The following is an 18,662-nucleotide window of genomic DNA, read 5'->3' as shown; positions in this document are numbered from 1 at the left end:
GGGATTGCTAACGGCTGGGGGGTGGTGATAGTTGCGTGGGAGGCAGTTTTAGCATGCCTGGGGGGGGAGGCAACCACGAAGCTATTAAGGACACTAAGAGCTACACTAAGGAATAGGGCGCTGGAATTACCATTAAGGGCATTCAGGCATTCAGCGCCACTACGCAGCGACTGGTTCCCCAGCATTTATGCTGGAAGGTAGAAGCGGGAACAACACCTACGCCCAATCACAAAAAGGGCAAGCCACCAACTGGGAATTAAAATACCGGGGATCATCGGATACTTCCTCCCCTAACCATGCAGGACGGGCGAACGCTTCGTCCTCCGTGGACAGTTCAATCTCGGCGACGCTGAGCCCCTCATTTGCTCCGGCAAAAACGTCTATTTCCCAAAGGTGGCCCTCGTACCTGACTTCGTGGCGCACTTTATCGATCACGGGTGGCTCACATAGCCGGATAAGGCTGCGCGCCTCTTCGTAGGGTATTTCGTACTCGTACTCTTCCCGGCTGATGCCAATGGACTCACTTTTAATGGTCAGTATTCCGATGTCTCCCTTTAGGCGGACACGGACGGTACGTTTGGGGTCCGTATTGAGGTAGCCTTGTTTAATTTCCAGCTGGCGGATGACTGCTGTTTTCCAGGCATCGTTGGCTAGTAGGAATTTGCGTTCTGTTTCTTGGGGCATGGTAGAGAAAGGAAAAGGGAAGGAAGGGAACCATTAAGGCACTAAGGCATTAAGTTTTTCACTAAGTAGCAGGTAAATGCGAAGGTAACTACTCTTGTAACAAGAATACTTTTCAACCTTCTAGCGAAATGATCAGGATAGCATTATGGAACTCTGTGCTCCCTTTGTGCCTCCCTCCGCACTGCCCTCTGTAAGAGCAATCAGCTGCGTAGCAGCTTTTAACATATGGCTATTTCATTCCCTCCAAATCAATCAGGTGGAAAAATAAATGGCGCGTCCATCTCTCATAAAAAAAACGGAGCCCCCACCTTCCAGTAAAAAACGTAATTTGGCCGCAACCAACCAAAGCCACCTCCCAATGCGCAAGTTCTACCTCCTCTGCTCCTTAGTCCTTCTACTTTGCACCTGCGTCCGCGCCCAGAAAACCTACGCGCCCGAAAGAGGAGACTTTGGCGACGGTCCCCACAGCCAACTGATCCTGCGCGGACTGGTGGTGATCAACGGTAACTGTGCGCCGCCAATTGGCCCGGTCGACATCGTGATCGAAGGGAACAAGATTGTCAGCACCAGCACGGTAGGCGTACCCGGCATGGAGATTGACCCGAAGCGCCGGCCAAAACTGAAGGCCGGTGGTAAGGAGATTGACTGCGAAGGCATGTACGTGATGCCTGGGTTTGTCGACATGCACGGCCACATCGGCCACCGCGCGCAGGGGGATTATGCCGACTACGTCTTCAAGCTCTGGCTCGGTCACGGCGTCACCACCATCCGCGAGCCCGGCAGTTTCAACGGCCTGGATTGGGTACTGGAGCACCAGAAACGCTCCACCGCCAACACTATCGCTGCGCCCCGGATCATCCCCTACACTGGCTTCGGCCAGGGGCGCGACGAGCCCTTTACCACCACCGACCAGGTCCGCGAATGGGTCCGTGAAAACAAGGCCAAGGGCAGCGCCGGCGTCAAATTTTTCGGTGCCCGCCCCGACCTGATGGCGGCCGCACTGGAAGAAAATAAGAAGATCGGCCAGGGCTCTGCCTGCCACCATGCGCAGATGGACGTCGGGCGTTGGAACGTCCTCAAATCCGCCCGCGCCGGCCTCACCAGCATGGAACACTGGTATGGTCTGCCCGAAGCCATGTTTGATGGCCGCACGGTCCAGGATTATCCCGTAGACTACAACTATCAAAACGAGCAAGACCGCTTCGGAGAAGCTGGCCGGCTGTGGGAGCAGGCCGCCAAACCGTATTCCGATAAATGGAATGCGGTGATGGATGAGCTGATTGCGCTTGATTTTACCATTAACCCAACCTTCAACATTTACGACGCCAACCGTGACGTGATGCGTGCGCGCAACGCCGACTGGCACGCCGAATACACCCTGCCCAGTCTCTGGAAATTCTTTCAGCCCAGCCGCATCAGCCACGGCAGCTACTGGCACAAATGGGGTACCGAACAGGAAGTTAACTGGAAGAAAAACTACCAGCTGTGGATGACCTTCATCAATGAATACAAAAACCGGGGCGGTCGGGTAACCGCCGGATCAGACTCCGGCTACATCTATCAGGTGTACGGTTTCGGGCTCATCCGTGAACTGGAATTACTACGGGAAGCCGGATTCCACCCACTGGAAGTAATCCGCTCCGCCACCCTCTCAGGTGCAGAAGCCCTGGGCATGGATGACCAAATCGGCACCATCGAGCCAGGTAAACTGGCTGATCTCGTGATTGTAGGCGAAAACCCACTGGCAGACCTGAAAGTACTGTACGGCACCGGCGCCACCCGCCTCGATGAGGATGGAGAAGTGACGACCACCAAGGGAATTATCTATACCGTGAAAGACGGAATCGTCTACGATGCCGTGAAGCTGCGCGAGGACGTGAAGCGGATGGTTCGGGAAGCTAAGAAACCGTAGTTCCTTTAAAAGTCAATTAGGCGGAAACGTAGCTGCTAAACCCCAACAACAGGATGGCAATTAAAAATCCAAACTTGCAATTCTTAGAAAGGTCGCTTAGCCGATGGCTTCATTTCATTTCTCGTACCCCACACCAATTTCATACTCTCCAATAGTAAAGAAAAAGACTTCCGGCGTGTTTTCCAGCGCCTCCATCAGGTCAGCAGCCATAAAGGTGAAAGTGACCGTTTCAGTCTGTCCCGCCCGGAGCGCCAGGAACTTACTGGCCTGCTTACGCTGGCCTTCAGGCGCACCTTCGTCTTTCACCAGCAGCAGCACTTCGTGTTTCGCTTCTTTATTTCCCGTATTTTTCACCGTCAGAGAAATGGTGAAGAGTTCATCACGGTAAATGGAGGGATCACTTATGGAAATATCGGAATATTCAAAGACTGCGGAGGGATTGATGTCTTTGGTCGTTTTGGTTTCGGTCGGCACTGTCTGAGCAGGTTGAGCAGAGAAAGTGGTCGATTGGAAACAGAGGAAAGAAATGGCCAGCAGGCCAAGTAAGGTAATTTTTTTCATTGAGAGACACTTTAATAAAGCATAAAACTAAGAATTTCTTCGGAAATACAAGTTTTAACTCGTGCTAAAGGGTGTTAATATTAGTAAAAAACCTCTTTAACACCAACCTGATCAATTGCATCCCGTCAATCAGGTATTACATCAGTGCTATGGTGGGAATCAAAGCGGCTGTCTCCTTGCCGTCGAATTTAACGGTTGGTTTTCGGGTGGAAGAAAGTACCGGTCCAACTAATTTCCCGAACTTTGCCCTATGCGCCTATTTCTACTCTTTTTGATGTTTTTCGCTACCCTGCCGGTCTATTGCCAGGAGATTGTGCCGATCTTATCCTATCAGGTTTCCGCCTTGGGTACTCCCGTGATAGAGGTGGAGAATGACCCCTTGTTTTATTATGTTCTTTATGTTAACGATCAGGCGCGGACGCTGGTGCAAAGCGAAGACCAAAGAGCAGTGCTCACCGAGCCCGTTGCCGCCCTGCCCCGGGAGAGTTATGAAGTTCGCAGCTACCCTCGTGCCACACCCGGAGATCTCGACCTGGACGGCATTGACGATCTGACGGAGCTCTCCGGCTTCCCACAGCAGAGCGCACTCAACCCAGTTGTCCCCATTCCTTACGTTGACGGCGTGGCCTGCATCCACGACCGTGAAACCTTCGTAGACCTTGCCTTTCAGCCCGGAGAGGCAGACGAAAACCCCAGGCTGCAGGACCTGGAGTTCGTAAAATTCTATATCCTCGATAACGACGAGGCTGATTCCATCCGAGTTTACTTCATGAACACCGTTAACCATGAAGCACACGTAGAATTCGCCCGGGCCGTCGGTATTCCAACTCAGGCGAATGGCAACAGCTTTTTCGAAGATATGCGGGGGCTGCTCATCTACCACCCCGAAGTAACCGCTCCCAGCGGAGAGCCGGGGGTGTACACCTTTGAGTTTCAGCAATTCGACGACTACCCCTACGAGATCATTGCTAAAACGTATGAATTGCTCGCCGCCAACCTGCCCTTTCTGCAAAACAATCTCTCCTACCTCCCCCTGCACCGGCGCGCCGTCGCCCGCTACAACGTAGAAAGAGACCAATATGACACCAGCCGTATTCCCGTTTTGTTGGAGGGAGACCTGTATGAAGGCATTGATTACTTACCATTGAACCTAACCGAAGGTTATGGCCGCTTGCGCCTGATGAGCCCGGGAGAACGGCCTGATGGTCGTGACATTGTAGTGTACGAGACCATCCCGAACGATCTTCCCCGCGTAGGAGGCATCATTACCACCGTAGTACAAACGCCGCTCAGCCACGTGAACCTCAGGGCTTTGCAGAACAACGTTCCTAACGCATTCATTCGCGATGCCCTCGATAATCCTGTGGTCGCCGGGCTACTCGATCAGTTCGTCTATTACCAGGTCAAAGCCGACACCTTCGTGCTGCGGCTGGCCACACCGGTGGAAGTTGACGCTTTCTACGAGAACCTTCGCCCCGACTCGCCTCAAACCCCCATCAGGGACCTCTCCGTTACCGGGGTCACACCGCTCGACGACATCGACTTTGCGGGCCATGGCGCCTTCGGCGCCAAAACCGGCAACGTGGCAGTAATGCGGGACTTCGGTTTCCCACAAGGCACCATCCCCGATGGTTTCGGCATCCCGTTCTACTTCTATGACGAGTTCATGAAGTTCAATAACTTTTATCCGCGGATTCGGACCATGCTTGAGGATTCGGACTTTCAATCTGACTTCTCCATCCAGGATGACCGGTTAGATGATTTGCGTGACGACATCGAAGATGCTCCCCTCCCCTCCTGGATGTTCGACGCTCTGACGGCAATGCAGCAGAGCTTCCCCGAAGGCACCAATATCCGATGCCGGTCCAGTACTAATAATGAAGACCTCCCTGGCTTCAGTGGTGCCGGCCTCTACGATTCGAAAACCCACAACACAACTGAGGGTCATATTGGTAAGACCGTGAAAGAAATTTTTGCCGGCATGTGGAATTTTCGCGCTTACTCTGAACGGGAATTCTACCGCGTTGACCATTTCGAGGCCGCGATGGGTGTGCTGGTACACCCCAACTTCAAGGAAGAAAAAGCCAATGGTGTAGGGGTGACCTCCGATCCCATTTACGGCACCAACGGCACCTACTATCTTAACACACAGATTGGTGAAGACCTGGTAACGAATCCCGATGCACTTTCCATCCCCGAAGAAATCCTGTTGAACGACACCGGTTCAGGGCCCACGGCCTACGAAATACTCCGCCGATCCAACCTGATTCCCCAAAACCAACAAGTCCTTACCCTGGAATACCTTGACGAACTACGGGGCTACATGCAAGTCATCCATGCCGAATTTGGCCTCCTCTACGATGCGGTCAATGATCCAACCTTCTCGATGGACATTGAGTATAAAATCGATAGCAGCGGGCAGCTGGTGATCAAGCAAGCCCGCCCATGGATCGGATTCCTGGAGGACGGATCTGCCACCACCGAAGAAGAAATAGAACGGCTAAACATTAAGGTTTGGCCGAACCCCGCTTCGGATCAGGTCAACCTGAGCTTCTACGCTATCACCCCGGCAGCACTCGATATTACGGTGATGGATTTGCTGGGGCGCACCTTGAAGCAGCAGGATATCGGGACAATACCGGAGGGCTTCCATCAGACCAATATTCCGGTCGCAGACCTGCCAGCAGGCAGCTATTTGGTGCAACTACGGCTGGTTTATTACGATAAGGTTTACTTTACGGTCAGGAAGGTGGTAGTTCGCTGATTGTTTGGTTGAGTGTTTCCCCGTCCCAAATGGGATCAAGTCAGGAAGGGTAAAGAACTTTAATCGTCAGACAATCTTTTGGTCGGCTTCGCCAGAACAAAATAATTTGTCGGACGGCAGGGTTTCCCGTCCGACGAATCCTTTCCTGTCCGCGACGAAGGAGCAAAACAGGAAAGTTCATCTGACGTGTTTTGAATAAAAAAGCCTACCTTATTCCCCAACTTTACAAGTCGTATTACATGCTCAACCTTGCTACCCTCATTGAGGATTCCGCTACCCGCTACCCTAAAAAAACAGCCTTTATTTTTGGCGACACCCAACTCAACTACGCTCAGGTCAACGGTGCGGCGAACCAGGTGGCGAATGGCTTACGGGACAAAGGAATTCTACCAGGCGACAAAGTTGCCCTCAGCTGCTTCAACCTCCCCTACTTCCCCATCGCCTATTTTGGTATCCTTAAAGCTGGTGGCGTAGTGGTACCATTAAGCGTTCTGCTGAAGCAGGACGAAATCGAATACCACCTCGACGACTCCGATGCAAAGGCTTACCTCTGTTTTACCGGTACGCCTGACCTGCCGATGGCCCAAATGGGTCACGCAGGATACAGTAAAGTTCACACCTGTAAGCACTTCTTTGAAATCACCGCAAATCCGGCTGCCGCAGCAACTATATCCGGCGCTCCGACCTTGGGCAGCCTGATGGCAGGTCAGCCACCAGTGACCAAAACTACCCAAACCAGCCCAAACGATACGGCAGTCATCATCTACACCTCCGGCACTACCGGCCGGCCGAAGGGTGCTGAGTTGAGCCACGCTAACCTCTTGCTCAATGCCGTCGTTTCCCAAAAAGTTATTGGTACAAAACCAACCGACACCCAGTTGATCGTTTTGCCGCTGTTCCACATTTTTGCCATGACTTGTTTGATGAACACGGGCATTTACCAGGGAGCCACCAGCGTATTACTGCCCCGCTTTGATGCCGCCGCTGTACTCGGTCTGATGCGCAAGCATCAGGTAACCGTATTCGCTGGCGTCCCCACCATGTACTGGGGCCTGATGAACCATGAGGACCCCGATGTAAGCGACATTTCGGCCAATCTCAGAATTGCCGTTTCTGGAGGTGCAGCCTTGCCGGTTAATGTACTCCGGGGCTTTGAAAAGAAATTTAATGTGCCCATTCTAGAGGGCTATGGCATGTCCGAAGGTTCTCCGGTGGTGACCTTCAATCACCGGGACCAGGAACGTAAACCGGGAAGCGTCGGTACACCAGTCTGGGGCGTCGAAGTGAAAGTGGTTGATGAAAACGACCAGGAAGTTCCGGTTGGCGAGAAAGGAGAAATCATCTACCGTGGCCACAACGTCATGAAAGGTTATTACCAACGCCCGGAGGCCAACGCCTCCACCCTCCGCAACGGATGGATGCACTCAGGCGACGTCGCCATCCGCGACGAGGACGGTTATTTCTTTATTGTGGACCGGACGAAGGACATGATTATTCGCGGTGGGCTAAACGTCTATCCCCGGGAGGTGGAAGAAGTAATGATCCAGCATGAAGCCGTTTCCCTGGTGGCCGTCATTGGTGTTCCCGATGACGAAATGGGAGAAGACATCAAGGCCTGCGTTGTACTTAAAGACGGCTGTACCTGTAGTGCAGACGAGCTGCAAAGCTTCACTAAAGAGCGCCTCGCCGCCTACAAATACCCGCGAGTTATTGAGTTCCTCTCGGCGTTACCGATGAGCGCCACGGGGAAGATTTTGAAGAAGGAGTTGAGGAAGTAGTCGGGTTGTCAAGATATCGGGTTGTCGGGTTATCGGGTTGTACGCGATTTCAAATTGCGACTGCGCCTATGGGGCAATGAGCCGTCAGAGGGCCTGTTTAAGAGAGTCCAAAGACGCGGTTGATGAGGGCTCCTGTTCCGAACAAAACAGCCTTTACTTTTGGGAGCAGTAGCTCCTCACCCGGAGGCCACCTATCTTTTTGGCGCCGCCGTCCAACTCATCCCCACCTGCCAGTTTCGTCCAGGCGCCGGCTGAAAGTATCGCCGCCCAAACTGGGGGTTGAGGTCATTGCCGAAGCTCATTCGTTGATCCAGCAAATTGGCGCCAGCTACGAATACGTTGAACGACTTGAAGGGATAGCTCAGTTTCGCCCGAAGCAGGTGAAATGAATCGGCAAAAACATCATTGGCATCATTCAGCGGAATCGCATCGGTATAGTTATGAAAAAGGTCAAGCCGGAGTCCGTTTCTCAGGTCAATACCGACCTCGACATTTAAGGTATGCGGTACCGCCCCCGGGATGTCCTGGCCCGAAAAATCCGTTCCTCCCCGTTCCAGCTCCAGGTACGTGAAATTGTAATAGGTATAACTGGTGTAAAAGCTCAGGCCAATGGCCTTATCGGTCGTACTAATCGCCCGCCAACTAGCGGCAAGTTCAATCCCTTGTTGCCGGGTTTTACCGGCATTGCGGAACAATTGGGTCCCCCGATCATCACTGAAGCTGGTGATTGCTTCGTCCAGGGCAAAGTGAAAAACGCTGATGGAAGGAAAGAACTTACCGGCGACGCTCGTGCTAAAACCGACCTCATAATTGGTTCCGATCTCCGGGTCAAGATCTACATTGAGACCACCCTCATTCGTCCGAAACTCATCGAGGGTCGGCGGACTAAAGCCATCCGTCCGACTTAGGTACAGGTAGCCGAAATCAAATGTACGACCTGCGGCAAGGCGTACCGAAACTGGCCGGTTTGCGGTAAATTCGGTTTCACCGGTTACTCCTTCTGCTGAAAAGGTCCGGTCTACCGAATAATCGAGTTGGCTGCTGCTCAGGCCCAGGTGAAAATCCCAGGCGCCAGGGGTGTAGGTAAGCTGGCCGAAGGCCAGCCCTTGCCGACTGAATATTTCGTCGCTGAAATTCAGGTCTCCCGGTCGGGTCCCGTCCGGGTTGGTAAAATTCTGACCGTTCCGATACTGCAGGCGAGACTCTACGCCCAGCGCCAATGCCAGGTCGTCGCGCAGCAGGCGACGGAGGGCGAAACGACCACCAGCGCCCAGGTTAGCTTCCCGTTTGTAATCGAAATTGAAGGGATGGTCAAAGTAAAAACCGGTGGTATATAGTGCTGACTCCAGCTTCCAGCTTCCTAAAGAGCGCTCGTCCGTCAGCCCAAGCAGGAGATTATGGTAGTGGATCGAGGCATTCTTATCGGCACTCCCGGGGCGCGCCTGGCGTGGGTTATCGGCGTACTGCTCGGGGTTCAGGCCGCCGGGGAGTTCGTAATCAAGCTTGGTGTACAGGGCGTGAAGGGCGGTTTTAGCACCGCTTTTTTGTCCCCGGAAAGTCGATGTATACTGTAACGTCAACCGGTCCATACCGCTGTGGTCGCGGTAGCCATCGGTCCGTTGGTAGCCGATTCGGAATTGATTATAGGTACCTGCTTCTTTTGTCCGCTGGATGGTGGCGTCGGCCCGCAGAAAACCGTAGGAGCCAGTCGTAATGGAGGCATTGGCGTAGCGGGGAGCTAACTTGAATAAACCTTCCTGATGAATGCTCTCCGTATTCATCAGTAGCGTTCCCGCCGTTCCCGGGCCGTAGAAACCGCCAGATGGCCCCTTGATGATCTGGACCCGGTCGGTGTTAACTGCATCAAGAAAACTAAGTGGCACGTCACCTCCCGGCTCTCCGAATGGTATCCCATTCCAGTACACCTGGGTATTACGCACACCGAAGGGCGCCCGAAGGCTTGCCCCACGGATAGCAATGCGGTAGCTGGCCGTGGCTCGTTCTTCGAATCTTACGCCAGGAACACGGTTGAGGCCACTTAGTAAGGAGGATTTGTCGTAGCGGGTTAGTTCTTCTTGTTGTAGAAGGGCAACTGGGGCAGCAGTGCCGATTCCAGGTTCATTTCCGTAGGCGGTTATGGTGGCTGATGGGGCGGTGTATTCCATCAGCGTATCCACCGTTTGTGCGATCGTTTGGGCGGGGACGCAGGTGCAGAGAAAGGTAAAAAGGAGCAGGGAGAGGCTACGCATTTATTGATTTATTGGGGAGAGCGAAGGTAGGGGCTGGTGTATTAACTGGTGAGCAGGGACAAAGAAGTGCTTTTATGCAGTCCTGCGGTGCCTCGATAAAGTTAAAGTCTCCGTTGTTTCCCCTGATTTCCTTTCACAAAAGAAGAAAAACTTGGTAAGCAACAAAATCAATCGTAAATTTGCGATGAACTATGAGAGGTCAAAATAAAAGCACGCCCAATGCGAAAAAAATCAACCAACAGTCAGGAGGAGATGGCAAAATTTGCCAAAGCTCTTGGACATCCAACGAGGCTTGAAATTTTACGACTGCTGAGTACTCAAAGTTGTTGCTTTACGGGGGACCTGGTTGAAGTATTGCCCATTGCTCAATCTACCGTTTCTCAACACTTGAAAGAACTGAAGAACGCAGGGCTGATTCAAGGAGAAATAGATGCTCCTAAGATCAAGTACTGCATTAATAAAGAAAACTGGGAAAAGGCAAGATTACTTTTTTCAGGCTTTTTTGACTAATATTTTTTACACCATCTTATCGTCTATTTGCGATTGACGATAGCAAAATGATTATTATGAAGATTATAGAAATTCTTGGGACAGGTTGCCCAAAATGCAAACAAACCACTGCTGTGGTAGAAAAGGCAGTGGAAGAACTTGGGCTGAACGATGTATCTATTGAAAAGGTGGAGGACATTATGAAAATATTGGAGTACAGCGTTATGTCGACACCTACCGTAGTCATCAATGGTGAAATTAAGATAAAGGGCCGTGTCCCTTCTGTAACTGAATTAAAGGAATTGCTAAAACAGTAATTATAAACTGCTAAAAGCATCTGCTATTTCAGATGCAACAAAAACTATTTCAGACTATGTTTGACTGGGTCCAACAATTTGCAGATTGGTTAGTGTACCAACAGTTCGTTCTGTCAGAGGAAGAACATTTAGCGCAAGCTTTAAATTTCTTCTTTTATGACAGTATCAAAATTTTGCTTTTACTTATTGTTGTTATCTTTTTCATGGGCATAGTAAACAGCTATTTCCCAGTAGAAAAAGTGCGTAACTTCCTCTCTCGCAACAAGCTTTACGGAGCTGAGTATTTCATCGCTTCTGCCTTTGGCGTAGTTACACCATTTTGCTCCTGTTCCTCAGTACCATTATTTATAGGCTTTGTGAGAGGAGGTATTCCTTTAGGAGTTACGTTTTCTTTTTTGATTACTTCACCATTGGTCAATGAAGTAGCCATTGGTCTTTTTATCGGGCTTTTTGGCATAAAAACCACCATCATTTATGTAATAAGCGGAGTGCTCTTAGGAATGACAGCAGGAATTATTCTTTCAAAATTTAAGCTTGAACGGTTTTTAACGCCCTGGGTCAAAAATGTATTAGCCAATTCGCAAAAGGAAAGTGAAGCGTTTGAAGTAGAACAAACACCCTTATTCCAACGACTTCCAATCATTTGGGCCGAAGTGTTGAAGATTCTAAAGGGTGTTATTCCTTATGTCATCATTGGCATTGCTATTGGAGGCCTAATGCACGGTTACATTCCCGCAGGATTTTTCGAACAATACATGAATGAAGACAATCCTTTTGCTGTGCCTATTGTCACCATTTTTGCTATCCCGATGTACTCTAATGCTTCGGGCATACTACCTGTTGTTCAGGTATTGGTAAGTAAAGGTATTCCACTCGGCACAGCCATTGCCTTTATGATGGGGGTAGTTGGCCTGTCCATTCCGGAAGCAATGCTGCTCAAAAAAGTAATGAGCCTAAAACTCATCGGTATATTCTTCGGAGTAGTGACGCTATGCATCATTATTTCAGGATATATCTTCAACATAATCCTTTAACGAAAAAAATTAACCATGAAGTTTTCATACCTATTCGTATTTGCCTTCTTGCTCTTTACGTCTTGCCAGCCGCAGGATAAAGACGGCCCGATTGCCACGACCGAAACTGGCAGCAAAATAGAAATTATTGATTTCCACACGACACACCGTTGCCAGACCTGCTTGAAAATAGAAGACAGCACCAATAAACTGCTTCAAGCAGATTTCAAGAAGGAAATGGATGCTGGCACCATAACTTTTCGGGTTGTTAATATTGACGACGAAGCCAATTACAAGATGGCTGAACGTTTCCAGGCAGCGGGAACTGCCTTGTTCATCAATGTGGTGAGAAATGGTGAAGAGCAACACATCGATTTAACAGATTTTGCTTTCATGAAGGCCTATGACGACGAATTCGCCAACGAATTAAAAGCCAAGATTGAAGCCCAACTAAAAACACTCTAAATGGATTTTTTACAATCCTTAATTCAAGAATACAATTTCCCTTTACTTTCTGCCTTTGTGCTGGGACTTATGACTGCCATAAGTCCCTGCCCATTGGCAACAAATATTACCGCTACTGCATTTATTTCAAAAAATATTAGCAGTAAGCGAAAAGTCCTGTTAAGCGGAATCGTTTATTCCCTTGGACGAGCTTTTACTTACACCGTTATTGGCTTAGTGCTTTATTTAGGTGCAAGCAAATTCCACATTCAACGCTTTTTCAGCCAAAATGGAGAAAAGTTTCTAGGACCATTATTGATCGTCATTGGCTTAGTCATGCTAAATGTCATTCGCCTGAATTTCTTAGGGAAATCATCCATTGAGGAACGCTTCTCTGCAAAATTCAAGAACAAAGGCCTCTTAGGTTCATTTCTTCTGGGAATACTCTTCGCCTTAGCATTTTGCCCATATAGCGGAGCGCTGTATTTTGGTGTCCTGATACCGATGACTATTTCAAGTTCGTCGGGCTTATACCTACCTTTCGTTTTTGCGATAGGTACGGGCTTACCCGTTATTTTATTCGCTTACCTTTTGGCTTTTGCTGCGCATCGTATAGGTGGAGTCTACCAGAAAATACGGATCGTTGAAAAATACATGCGATATATTGCCGGTACTGCGTTCATTTTAGTGGGGCTGTACTATATCTGTCTTTTCGCTGGACTGATTTGAAGCCAAAATAAAAACCATTATTATCCCAGGTATAGTAACCATGGAACACCAGAGCGTTACATATCATGCTTCTAACTTCAATCTTAATAAGACTTTCCAACGTTAGCGCTGCCACCAGCAAAGCGCGATCATTGCTCATCAATTTGAGGCCGAAATTACTATCTCCTCCACCAACTAATCAGGAGGTTTACCGGCAGTAAGATTTGGGCCACTGAGGCAACCCAACAGGATAGTCCAGGAATTGCATTGTGGGTTCGAAAAACTTCATGTGAAGCCTGGTCAAAGTAACCCGATGGAGCCGGAGGATTAGGATAATACAAGTAAAACAAGATTCCGGCGGTTACCGTCAAGGCAAGGTGCAAAACCGCCATCCACTTTAACAAGGATAACCGGCGAGCCAGGAAATACACCATACTAACAAATAGCAGGTAGACCGCAGCGACTACCCCGATAACACTAAGGGAGATCACGAAAAAGGTATCATTTAGTTGCACGTCCAGCATTTCTTCGGCGGAAGTAAATACGCCGGCCATACCCATCATCGTCGCCATCAACAAAAAATAAAACTGAGGCGCCTGCCATGGCGAAAAATTCGTCTTTGCCACACTACCTTTCTTCAACTCCTTACCAAGTTGTTCCACCAGATAAATCGCACCGAGCAATACACAGCCAATGGCCAGTAGAATCAGCATATCCTGGATGCGGAGGGCGACACGGAGCATAGGGAACATGGAGAGTTAGTTTAGTACAATCGCTAAATTAAGGTAAGACTGGCAGGCAATGGGTTTATTTAGGTTAAAATTGCATGTAATATTGTGCGCTGTTAAACTTATTCCCCGGCACTTGTGCCGGTACGATACTCAGCGGAAAAGCATGCCGGCACAAGTGCCAGGGAACAGCTAGCCTAATTGATCCAAAATATCCTCCAGAAACCGCCGATGATTGGCTAACCGCGGCACTTTGTGCTGCCCACCCATTTTCCCCTTGGACTTCAGCCAGGAGCGGAAAAAGCCGACGGGGGCCACCGTCAGCTCGTGCCGGCGAATGGCAAAGTCATTACTGCGTTTAGCTGCATAGTTGTAGTTAGCATCAATCAGCTGTTCGTCAAGTACCCGGTTAAAAGCTTCCATATCGGAGGGTGATTTTTCAAATTCAATGACCCAATGATGCCAGCCGGCACCGCTTAATTGGATGTATACGGGAGCCACCGTGAAGTCACGAACCTGCGCGCCCGATTGTTTACAAGCTTCGTGCAATGCCCCCTCAGCCTCCGAACGCAGCAAATCTTCGCCAAAGGCATTAATGTATTCCTGGGTACGACCCAAAATCCTGAGCCGGAAAGGATCCGTTTCCGTGAATTCGATCAAATCACCCATCGGATAACGATACAAACCGGCCACGGTGGTGATCAGCATTACGTAAACCTCATTGGTGACAACTTTCCCTAGCGGTATGGCGCCACCATACTTGCCTTCCTGAAACTCCTTCCAGGAGATAAACTCATAATAAACTCCGGCATTAAGCAAGAGCAGTAAGGTCCGCAACTCGTCCCGGTCCTGAACACCAAAGAAGCCCTCGGTGGCATTGTATATTTCCTGGAAGATGAAATCTTCCCGGGGAAACAGCTTCTTGAATTGCTCCCGATATGGTGCAAAGTTGACGCCCCCGTGCTTAAATACCCGGGCATCCGGCCAGACGTCCAGCATATTTTCACCGCCGTGTATTTCCAAAATACGGCGGTACAACGGCAGGTTCCAGGTGGGTACCCCGCCCAGGGTGGTGATGCCCGGTTCCCGGGCCGCCAACTGAGCGATCTGCTCGATTTTATCTTCGTAGTTGCCGGCAGTAGCCAGGTCCACATCCGGAATGTAGAAAGATCGCATGATCCGGGGGATGTTCTGGATAATGATGGCACTGATGTCTCCCTGCGGCAAATCTGCTGTAGGATGCAATCCCTTTAGTGCTCCGCCGATCAATAGATTCTTAGAACTAAAAACCTGTACCTCGGGGTCCTTTTCATACAGGCAGGCCAGGCTCATCCAACTCCCCTTCAGATGGATTTCACTGATGGCATAGTTCGAAAGGGGCAAGTACTTCGTAGCCCCGGTAGTTCCGCTTGTAGTGGATATCCAATCGGGGTCTTCAGCGGTTAATACCCCCGGTTCTTTGTTTAATACCCTTTGAAGATAAGGAAGATGCTCTTCGTAAGTCCGAACGGGAACGCGCGCGGCAAACTGATCCGGAGATTTTAGCAGCAAATGAAAGTCGTGCTCAAGGCCAAAGTCCGTATTTCGATTGTCCCGAAGTATATCATGCAGCACACGGCGTTGCAACTCCAGCGGATCATCGTAGTGCATACCCAGCTCCTTTCGGTAACGACCGATATAGGTTCTAAACAAGGTGTTGACGACTCTAAGCATATTGTCCTAACCAAAAAATGGTTATTGGTGTTGGCAGCAGGGGCAAGGTACGAAAGGCTGGTGGTTTTACTTTTCCCGAATCGTCCCTCGCTATGCGCCTCCGTTCGCTTCACTCCTGTTGCAGTGGCGCTAGCGCTCCTTGTTGCAGGGTCGCTTCGCTCTTGTTGCAGAAGTTACAGTACAATATCTCTGCTTAGCCCCTGCAACAACTGCAACCCTTGCAACGTAAGCGAAGCGAACCCTTGCAACGTGAGCAAAGCGAACCCCTGCAACGTAAGCGAAGCGAACCCCGCAACGTGCATGAAGCGAATTCCCACCGAAATACCCAGAAACGAATCAATCTACCTACCTTTGCCCGGAACAAATCACGATTATGGGATGGTTTAAGCGGTTGACCAGTGGAATTCAGACATCAACTAGAAATAAAAAGGAAGCTCCAGAAGGCGTTTGGTATAAGTGCAATCAATGCAGCGAGACGGTATTACGGAAAGATCTCAGAGAGAATCTCTATAAATGCCCCAATTGTAATTACCACGAGCGTATAGGCTCACACGAGTATTTTGAGCTGCTCTTCGACGGCAATTTCGAAGAGTTTGCCCCCAAGATGGAGGCCGTTGACATGCTTGAATTCAGTGACCTGAAAAGTTATAAAGATCGCCTGAAAGCTGCCCGCAAAAAGACCGGACTGACTGATGCGATCCGCGTTGCCCGAGGAAAGGTAAACCGCCGGCCCATCATTGTTGCCTGTATGGACTTTAGCTTTATCGGCGGTTCCATGGGCAGCGTAGTCGGTGAAAAAATTGCCGTGGCCATCGATGAAGCCCGCAAATCCCGCACCCCACTGCTGATCATTTCCAAAACGGGCGGTGCCCGTATGATGGAAGCCGCTTTCAGCCTGATGCAGATGGCCAAGACCAGCGTAAAGCTTAGCCAATTGGCCAAAGCAGGCGTACCGTATTTCAGTCTGATGACCGACCCCACCACCGGAGGAGTTACGGCCAGCTATGCCATGCTTGGTGACATCAACCTGGCGGAACCCGAAGCGCTCATCGCCTTTGCCGGCCCGCGAGTCGTCAAAGAAACCATCAAAAAGGAACTTCCCGACGGCTTCCAGACCTCAGAATTCCTACTGGAACATGGTTTCCTGGATTTCATCATTGACCGGGGAGACCTGAAAGAACAGATCGGCGACTTACTTTACCTCTTCGAATCCGCTCGCCAAGGTGCCTAATCGTCTGGCCGGCATACTAGGTAGCCTCCTGTTGGCTTACGTGCTCAGTTACGCGCTCGGTTCCTGGCTTGATCGCCAGATCCCCAATCTGGTTCCCCCCGTGGCCACGGTGGATGGTTCAACCCTGAATACCAGCCGCTACTACGAAGAACATCCGGATACCTTGCCTGCGGCGCAGGCAGATGCAGAGGCTCTACTCGATTTTTATACGTACCTCGATAAGGGGGGGCGTTCTGCCTATGATAATTGGCGTACCGCCAGGGCTGACCTGCGCAGCTCCGGCAGTGCTTTTCGCCTGCGGGCCCTGGAACTTGCGGATGCGACCAATACCGGCAAATATCTGTCTTTGCTCTTGCTGATTGTCACCATTTTACTACTGTATGGCCGCGGTCTGAAGGAGTCGCGAATACTCACTCCGGTACTCTACCTCATCATCTTTACCGGTACTATAGCCCTGTACGGTAATCTTTCCGCGCCACTATTTACTGGTGCGCTGGCCGGGTTCTTCGTACTCTATTTTGCCGGCCTCCGTACCTTCCTCCCCATTTACCACACCGAATGGGTAAGGATGATGCGTCCGGGCCTGACTTTTTCCTGCTTTATACTCGCCGTTATGGCTTGGCGTGGGCCTGAACTGGTCGACTACTGGTTCTGGACCAGCCAGCTCTTCCGCCTGGTGCTGGTGGCGGTCATTTTACTGACCGTGTTTTTTCATCTCTCCATTCTTGCCAGTGTACTGAAAGCTGCTAAAATGGACGGTATCACCCGATTATTTGCCTTCGGTATGCCCTTAGGTACCGCACTGATAGCCATTGGGCTCGTACTTGGCCTTTATGGGGATGTTGCGGGTGCAGGACTTATTCAGATTAATCACGAATTGGTCATTTTACCCCCCGAAACCGTGGCAGGGTTTAACCCCGATACCCCTTTTGTGCTTTTCTTTGCGGGCGTCATATTACTGATTCTTGGAGGTATCGGATACTTCGTTCAGAAAATAGCACGTTAATGAGATCGTTTGGCGGGGCCGCAGGATGCAAGCAAAACTTGTAACAGCAAGGACCGCCGACCGCAGGCGAAGCCCGCAAATACAGCGGCTCCGCCCCTCCCCAATCCAACAATAATCCCCCGACAATGAAACAGTTTATCATTGGCATTGTATTATGCCTTTCTTTCGGCCCACTTTCGGCCCAAAACAACCCCACTAAGATGGATTCTACATTTTACGCCCTCGGCATCCTGATGTCCGAAAACCTTACCGAGCAGTTTGGCAAACTTGATGTTGAAGAACTGGCCCGTGGCCTCCGCGCTGCCCAGGATGGCTCTGCTACCATGGACGCTCAAAAAGCTAATGCTACGGTTCAGGCCTTTATGATGAAAAAACAGGAAAGCGCCGGTGCTGAAGCCCGCCAGGAAGGCGAAGATTTCCTGGCCAATAACGCCAAGCGTGCAGAAGTTATGGTGACCGAATCCGGTCTCCAGTACGAAGTACTGAAGGAAGGTGAAGGCACCAGCCCAACGGCTACTGAGACCGTTGAAGTACACTACCACGGCACCCTCCTTGATGGTACGGTATTCGACAGCTCCGTTGACCGCGGCGAAACGATCGAATTTCCCCTCAACCGCGTCATCCCGGGATGGACCGAAGGTGTACAGCTGATGAAGCCAGGTGCCAAATACCGCTTCTACATTCCTTTCGACCTGGCTTACGGTCCCCGTGGCTCCGCTCCAAAGATCCCGCCATACGCGGCACTGATCTTTGAGGTTGAACTCTTCAAGGTTAAGTAACGCGCTTAGCGCATTTGGCGACTTCGGCTGCCTGATTGAAAACGGTCACTTTCCTTTGGGGAGGTGACCGTTTCTGTTGGTCGGATTCCCTGCGCTCATCCTGCAGGGGTTGCAAGTGTTCCAGCACGGTCGTCCAAAATGATCGCCATAATTCACACGAAACGCGCTACCTCCTACGGCAGCTGCAACTGGAGCGTAGCGACTCCTGCAACCGGAGCGTAGCGACCCTGCAACTAGAGCGTAGCGACTCCTGCAACCGGAGCGTAGCGACCCTGCAACTAGAGCG

The 18,662-nt window shown here is 50.6% G+C and carries 16 protein-coding genes; 11 read left to right on the top strand and 5 right to left on the bottom strand.

From position 1 onward, the window contains the following. Positions 1 to 216 precede the first annotated feature (216 nt). Positions 217 to 684: a CYTH domain-containing protein gene (locus B036_RS0116335; protein WP_020569806.1), complete on the bottom strand. Its 468-nt coding sequence runs from the start codon at positions 682 to 684 to the stop codon at positions 217 to 219. 358 nt (positions 685 to 1,042) lie between these two features. On the opposite strand from B036_RS0116335, the gene B036_RS0116330 reads away from it, so the two are divergent. Continuing rightward, entirely contained in the window at positions 1,043 to 2,596 is a 1,554-nt protein-coding gene (locus tag B036_RS0116330) for an amidohydrolase family protein (protein ID WP_026232051.1), read from the top strand. A 114-nt stretch (positions 2,597 to 2,710) separates the two neighbouring features. On the opposite strand, the gene B036_RS0116325 is transcribed toward B036_RS0116330, so the two are convergent. Further along, positions 2,711 to 3,157 (bottom strand): hypothetical protein, encoded by a 447-nt coding sequence (locus tag B036_RS0116325; protein ID WP_020569804.1) that lies wholly within the window; start codon positions 3,155 to 3,157, stop codon positions 2,711 to 2,713. 250 nt (positions 3,158 to 3,407) lie between these two features. Here B036_RS0116325 and B036_RS0116320 point away from each other — a divergent pair, with 250 nt between their 5' ends. Further along, a complete protein-coding gene (locus B036_RS0116320; RefSeq protein ID WP_026232050.1) occupies positions 3,408 to 5,921 on the top strand; it encodes a PEP/pyruvate-binding domain-containing protein in 2,514 nt (837 codons plus the stop codon). A gap of 239 nt (positions 5,922 to 6,160) precedes the next feature. Then, positions 6,161 to 7,699 (top strand): long-chain-fatty-acid--CoA ligase, encoded by a 1,539-nt coding sequence (locus B036_RS0116315; RefSeq protein WP_020569801.1) that lies wholly within the window; start codon positions 6,161 to 6,163, stop codon positions 7,697 to 7,699. Between the two features lie 191 nt (positions 7,700 to 7,890). Here B036_RS0116315 and B036_RS0116310 read toward each other — a convergent pair whose 3' ends face one another. Beyond that, a complete protein-coding gene (locus B036_RS0116310) occupies positions 7,891 to 9,948 on the bottom strand; it encodes a TonB-dependent receptor plug domain-containing protein (RefSeq protein ID WP_020569800.1) in 2,058 nt (685 codons plus the stop codon). A gap of 219 nt (positions 9,949 to 10,167) precedes the next feature. Here B036_RS0116310 and B036_RS0116305 point away from each other — a divergent pair, with 219 nt between their 5' ends. Genes B036_RS0116305 through B036_RS0116285 form a run of 5 tightly spaced genes read left to right on the top strand, consistent with a single transcriptional unit; the run spans position 10,168 to position 12,940 of the window. Then, positions 10,168 to 10,458, top strand: a complete 291-nt coding sequence (locus B036_RS0116305; protein ID WP_020569799.1) for an ArsR/SmtB family transcription factor — start codon at positions 10,168 to 10,170, stop codon at positions 10,456 to 10,458. Positions 10,459 to 10,514: 56 nt separating this feature from the next. After that, positions 10,515 to 10,754, top strand: a complete 240-nt coding sequence (locus tag B036_RS0116300; protein ID WP_026232049.1) for a thioredoxin family protein — start codon at positions 10,515 to 10,517, stop codon at positions 10,752 to 10,754. A 56-nt stretch (positions 10,755 to 10,810) separates the two neighbouring features. After that, on the top strand, positions 10,811 to 11,788 hold the full coding sequence (locus B036_RS0116295; protein WP_020569797.1) for a permease: 978 nt from the start codon (positions 10,811 to 10,813) through the stop codon (positions 11,786 to 11,788). A 15-nt stretch (positions 11,789 to 11,803) separates the two neighbouring features. Then, complete coding sequence (locus B036_RS0116290; RefSeq protein ID WP_020569796.1) at positions 11,804 to 12,232, top strand: nitrophenyl compound nitroreductase subunit ArsF family protein; 429 nt, start codon at positions 11,804 to 11,806, stop codon at positions 12,230 to 12,232. After that, entirely contained in the window at positions 12,233 to 12,940 is a 708-nt protein-coding gene (locus B036_RS0116285; RefSeq protein WP_020569795.1) for an aromatic aminobenezylarsenical efflux permease ArsG family transporter, read from the top strand. A 158-nt stretch (positions 12,941 to 13,098) separates the two neighbouring features. Here the strand turns inward: B036_RS0116285 and B036_RS0116280 are convergent, their stop codons facing one another. Together B036_RS0116280 and B036_RS0116275 are read right to left on the bottom strand one after the other, a co-directional pair. Then, positions 13,099 to 13,671 carry a hypothetical protein gene (locus B036_RS0116280; RefSeq protein WP_020569794.1) on the bottom strand — a complete coding sequence of 191 codons (573 nt, stop codon included), beginning with the start codon at positions 13,669 to 13,671 and terminating at the stop codon, positions 13,099 to 13,101. 168 nt (positions 13,672 to 13,839) lie between these two features. After that, positions 13,840 to 15,339, bottom strand: coding sequence for a GH3 family domain-containing protein (locus tag B036_RS0116275; RefSeq protein WP_026232048.1), 1,500 nt, complete (start codon positions 15,337 to 15,339; stop codon positions 13,840 to 13,842). A 394-nt stretch (positions 15,340 to 15,733) separates the two neighbouring features. On the opposite strand from B036_RS0116275, the gene accD reads away from it, so the two are divergent. The 3 genes from accD (at position 15,734) to B036_RS0116260 (ending at position 18,376) form a co-directional block, all read left to right on the top strand. Further along, entirely contained in the window at positions 15,734 to 16,591 is an 858-nt protein-coding gene (accD, locus tag B036_RS0116270) for an acetyl-CoA carboxylase, carboxyltransferase subunit beta (protein WP_020569791.1), read from the top strand. Beyond that, positions 16,584 to 17,597, top strand: a complete 1,014-nt coding sequence (locus B036_RS0116265; protein ID WP_020569790.1) for a hypothetical protein — start codon at positions 16,584 to 16,586, stop codon at positions 17,595 to 17,597. The genes accD and B036_RS0116265 overlap by 8 nt, the downstream gene beginning before the upstream one ends. Positions 17,598 to 17,722: 125 nt before the next feature. Then, on the top strand, positions 17,723 to 18,376 hold the full coding sequence (locus B036_RS0116260) for an FKBP-type peptidyl-prolyl cis-trans isomerase (protein WP_020569789.1): 654 nt from the start codon (positions 17,723 to 17,725) through the stop codon (positions 18,374 to 18,376). Positions 18,377 to 18,662: the final 286 nt, after the last annotated feature.

Origin of the sequence: Neolewinella persica DSM 23188 (genome assembly GCF_000373105.1) — a bacterium.
Taxonomy (GTDB): domain Bacteria; phylum Bacteroidota; class Bacteroidia; order Chitinophagales; family Saprospiraceae; genus Neolewinella; species Neolewinella persica.
This window is presented reverse-complemented; position numbering and strand designations above follow the sequence as displayed.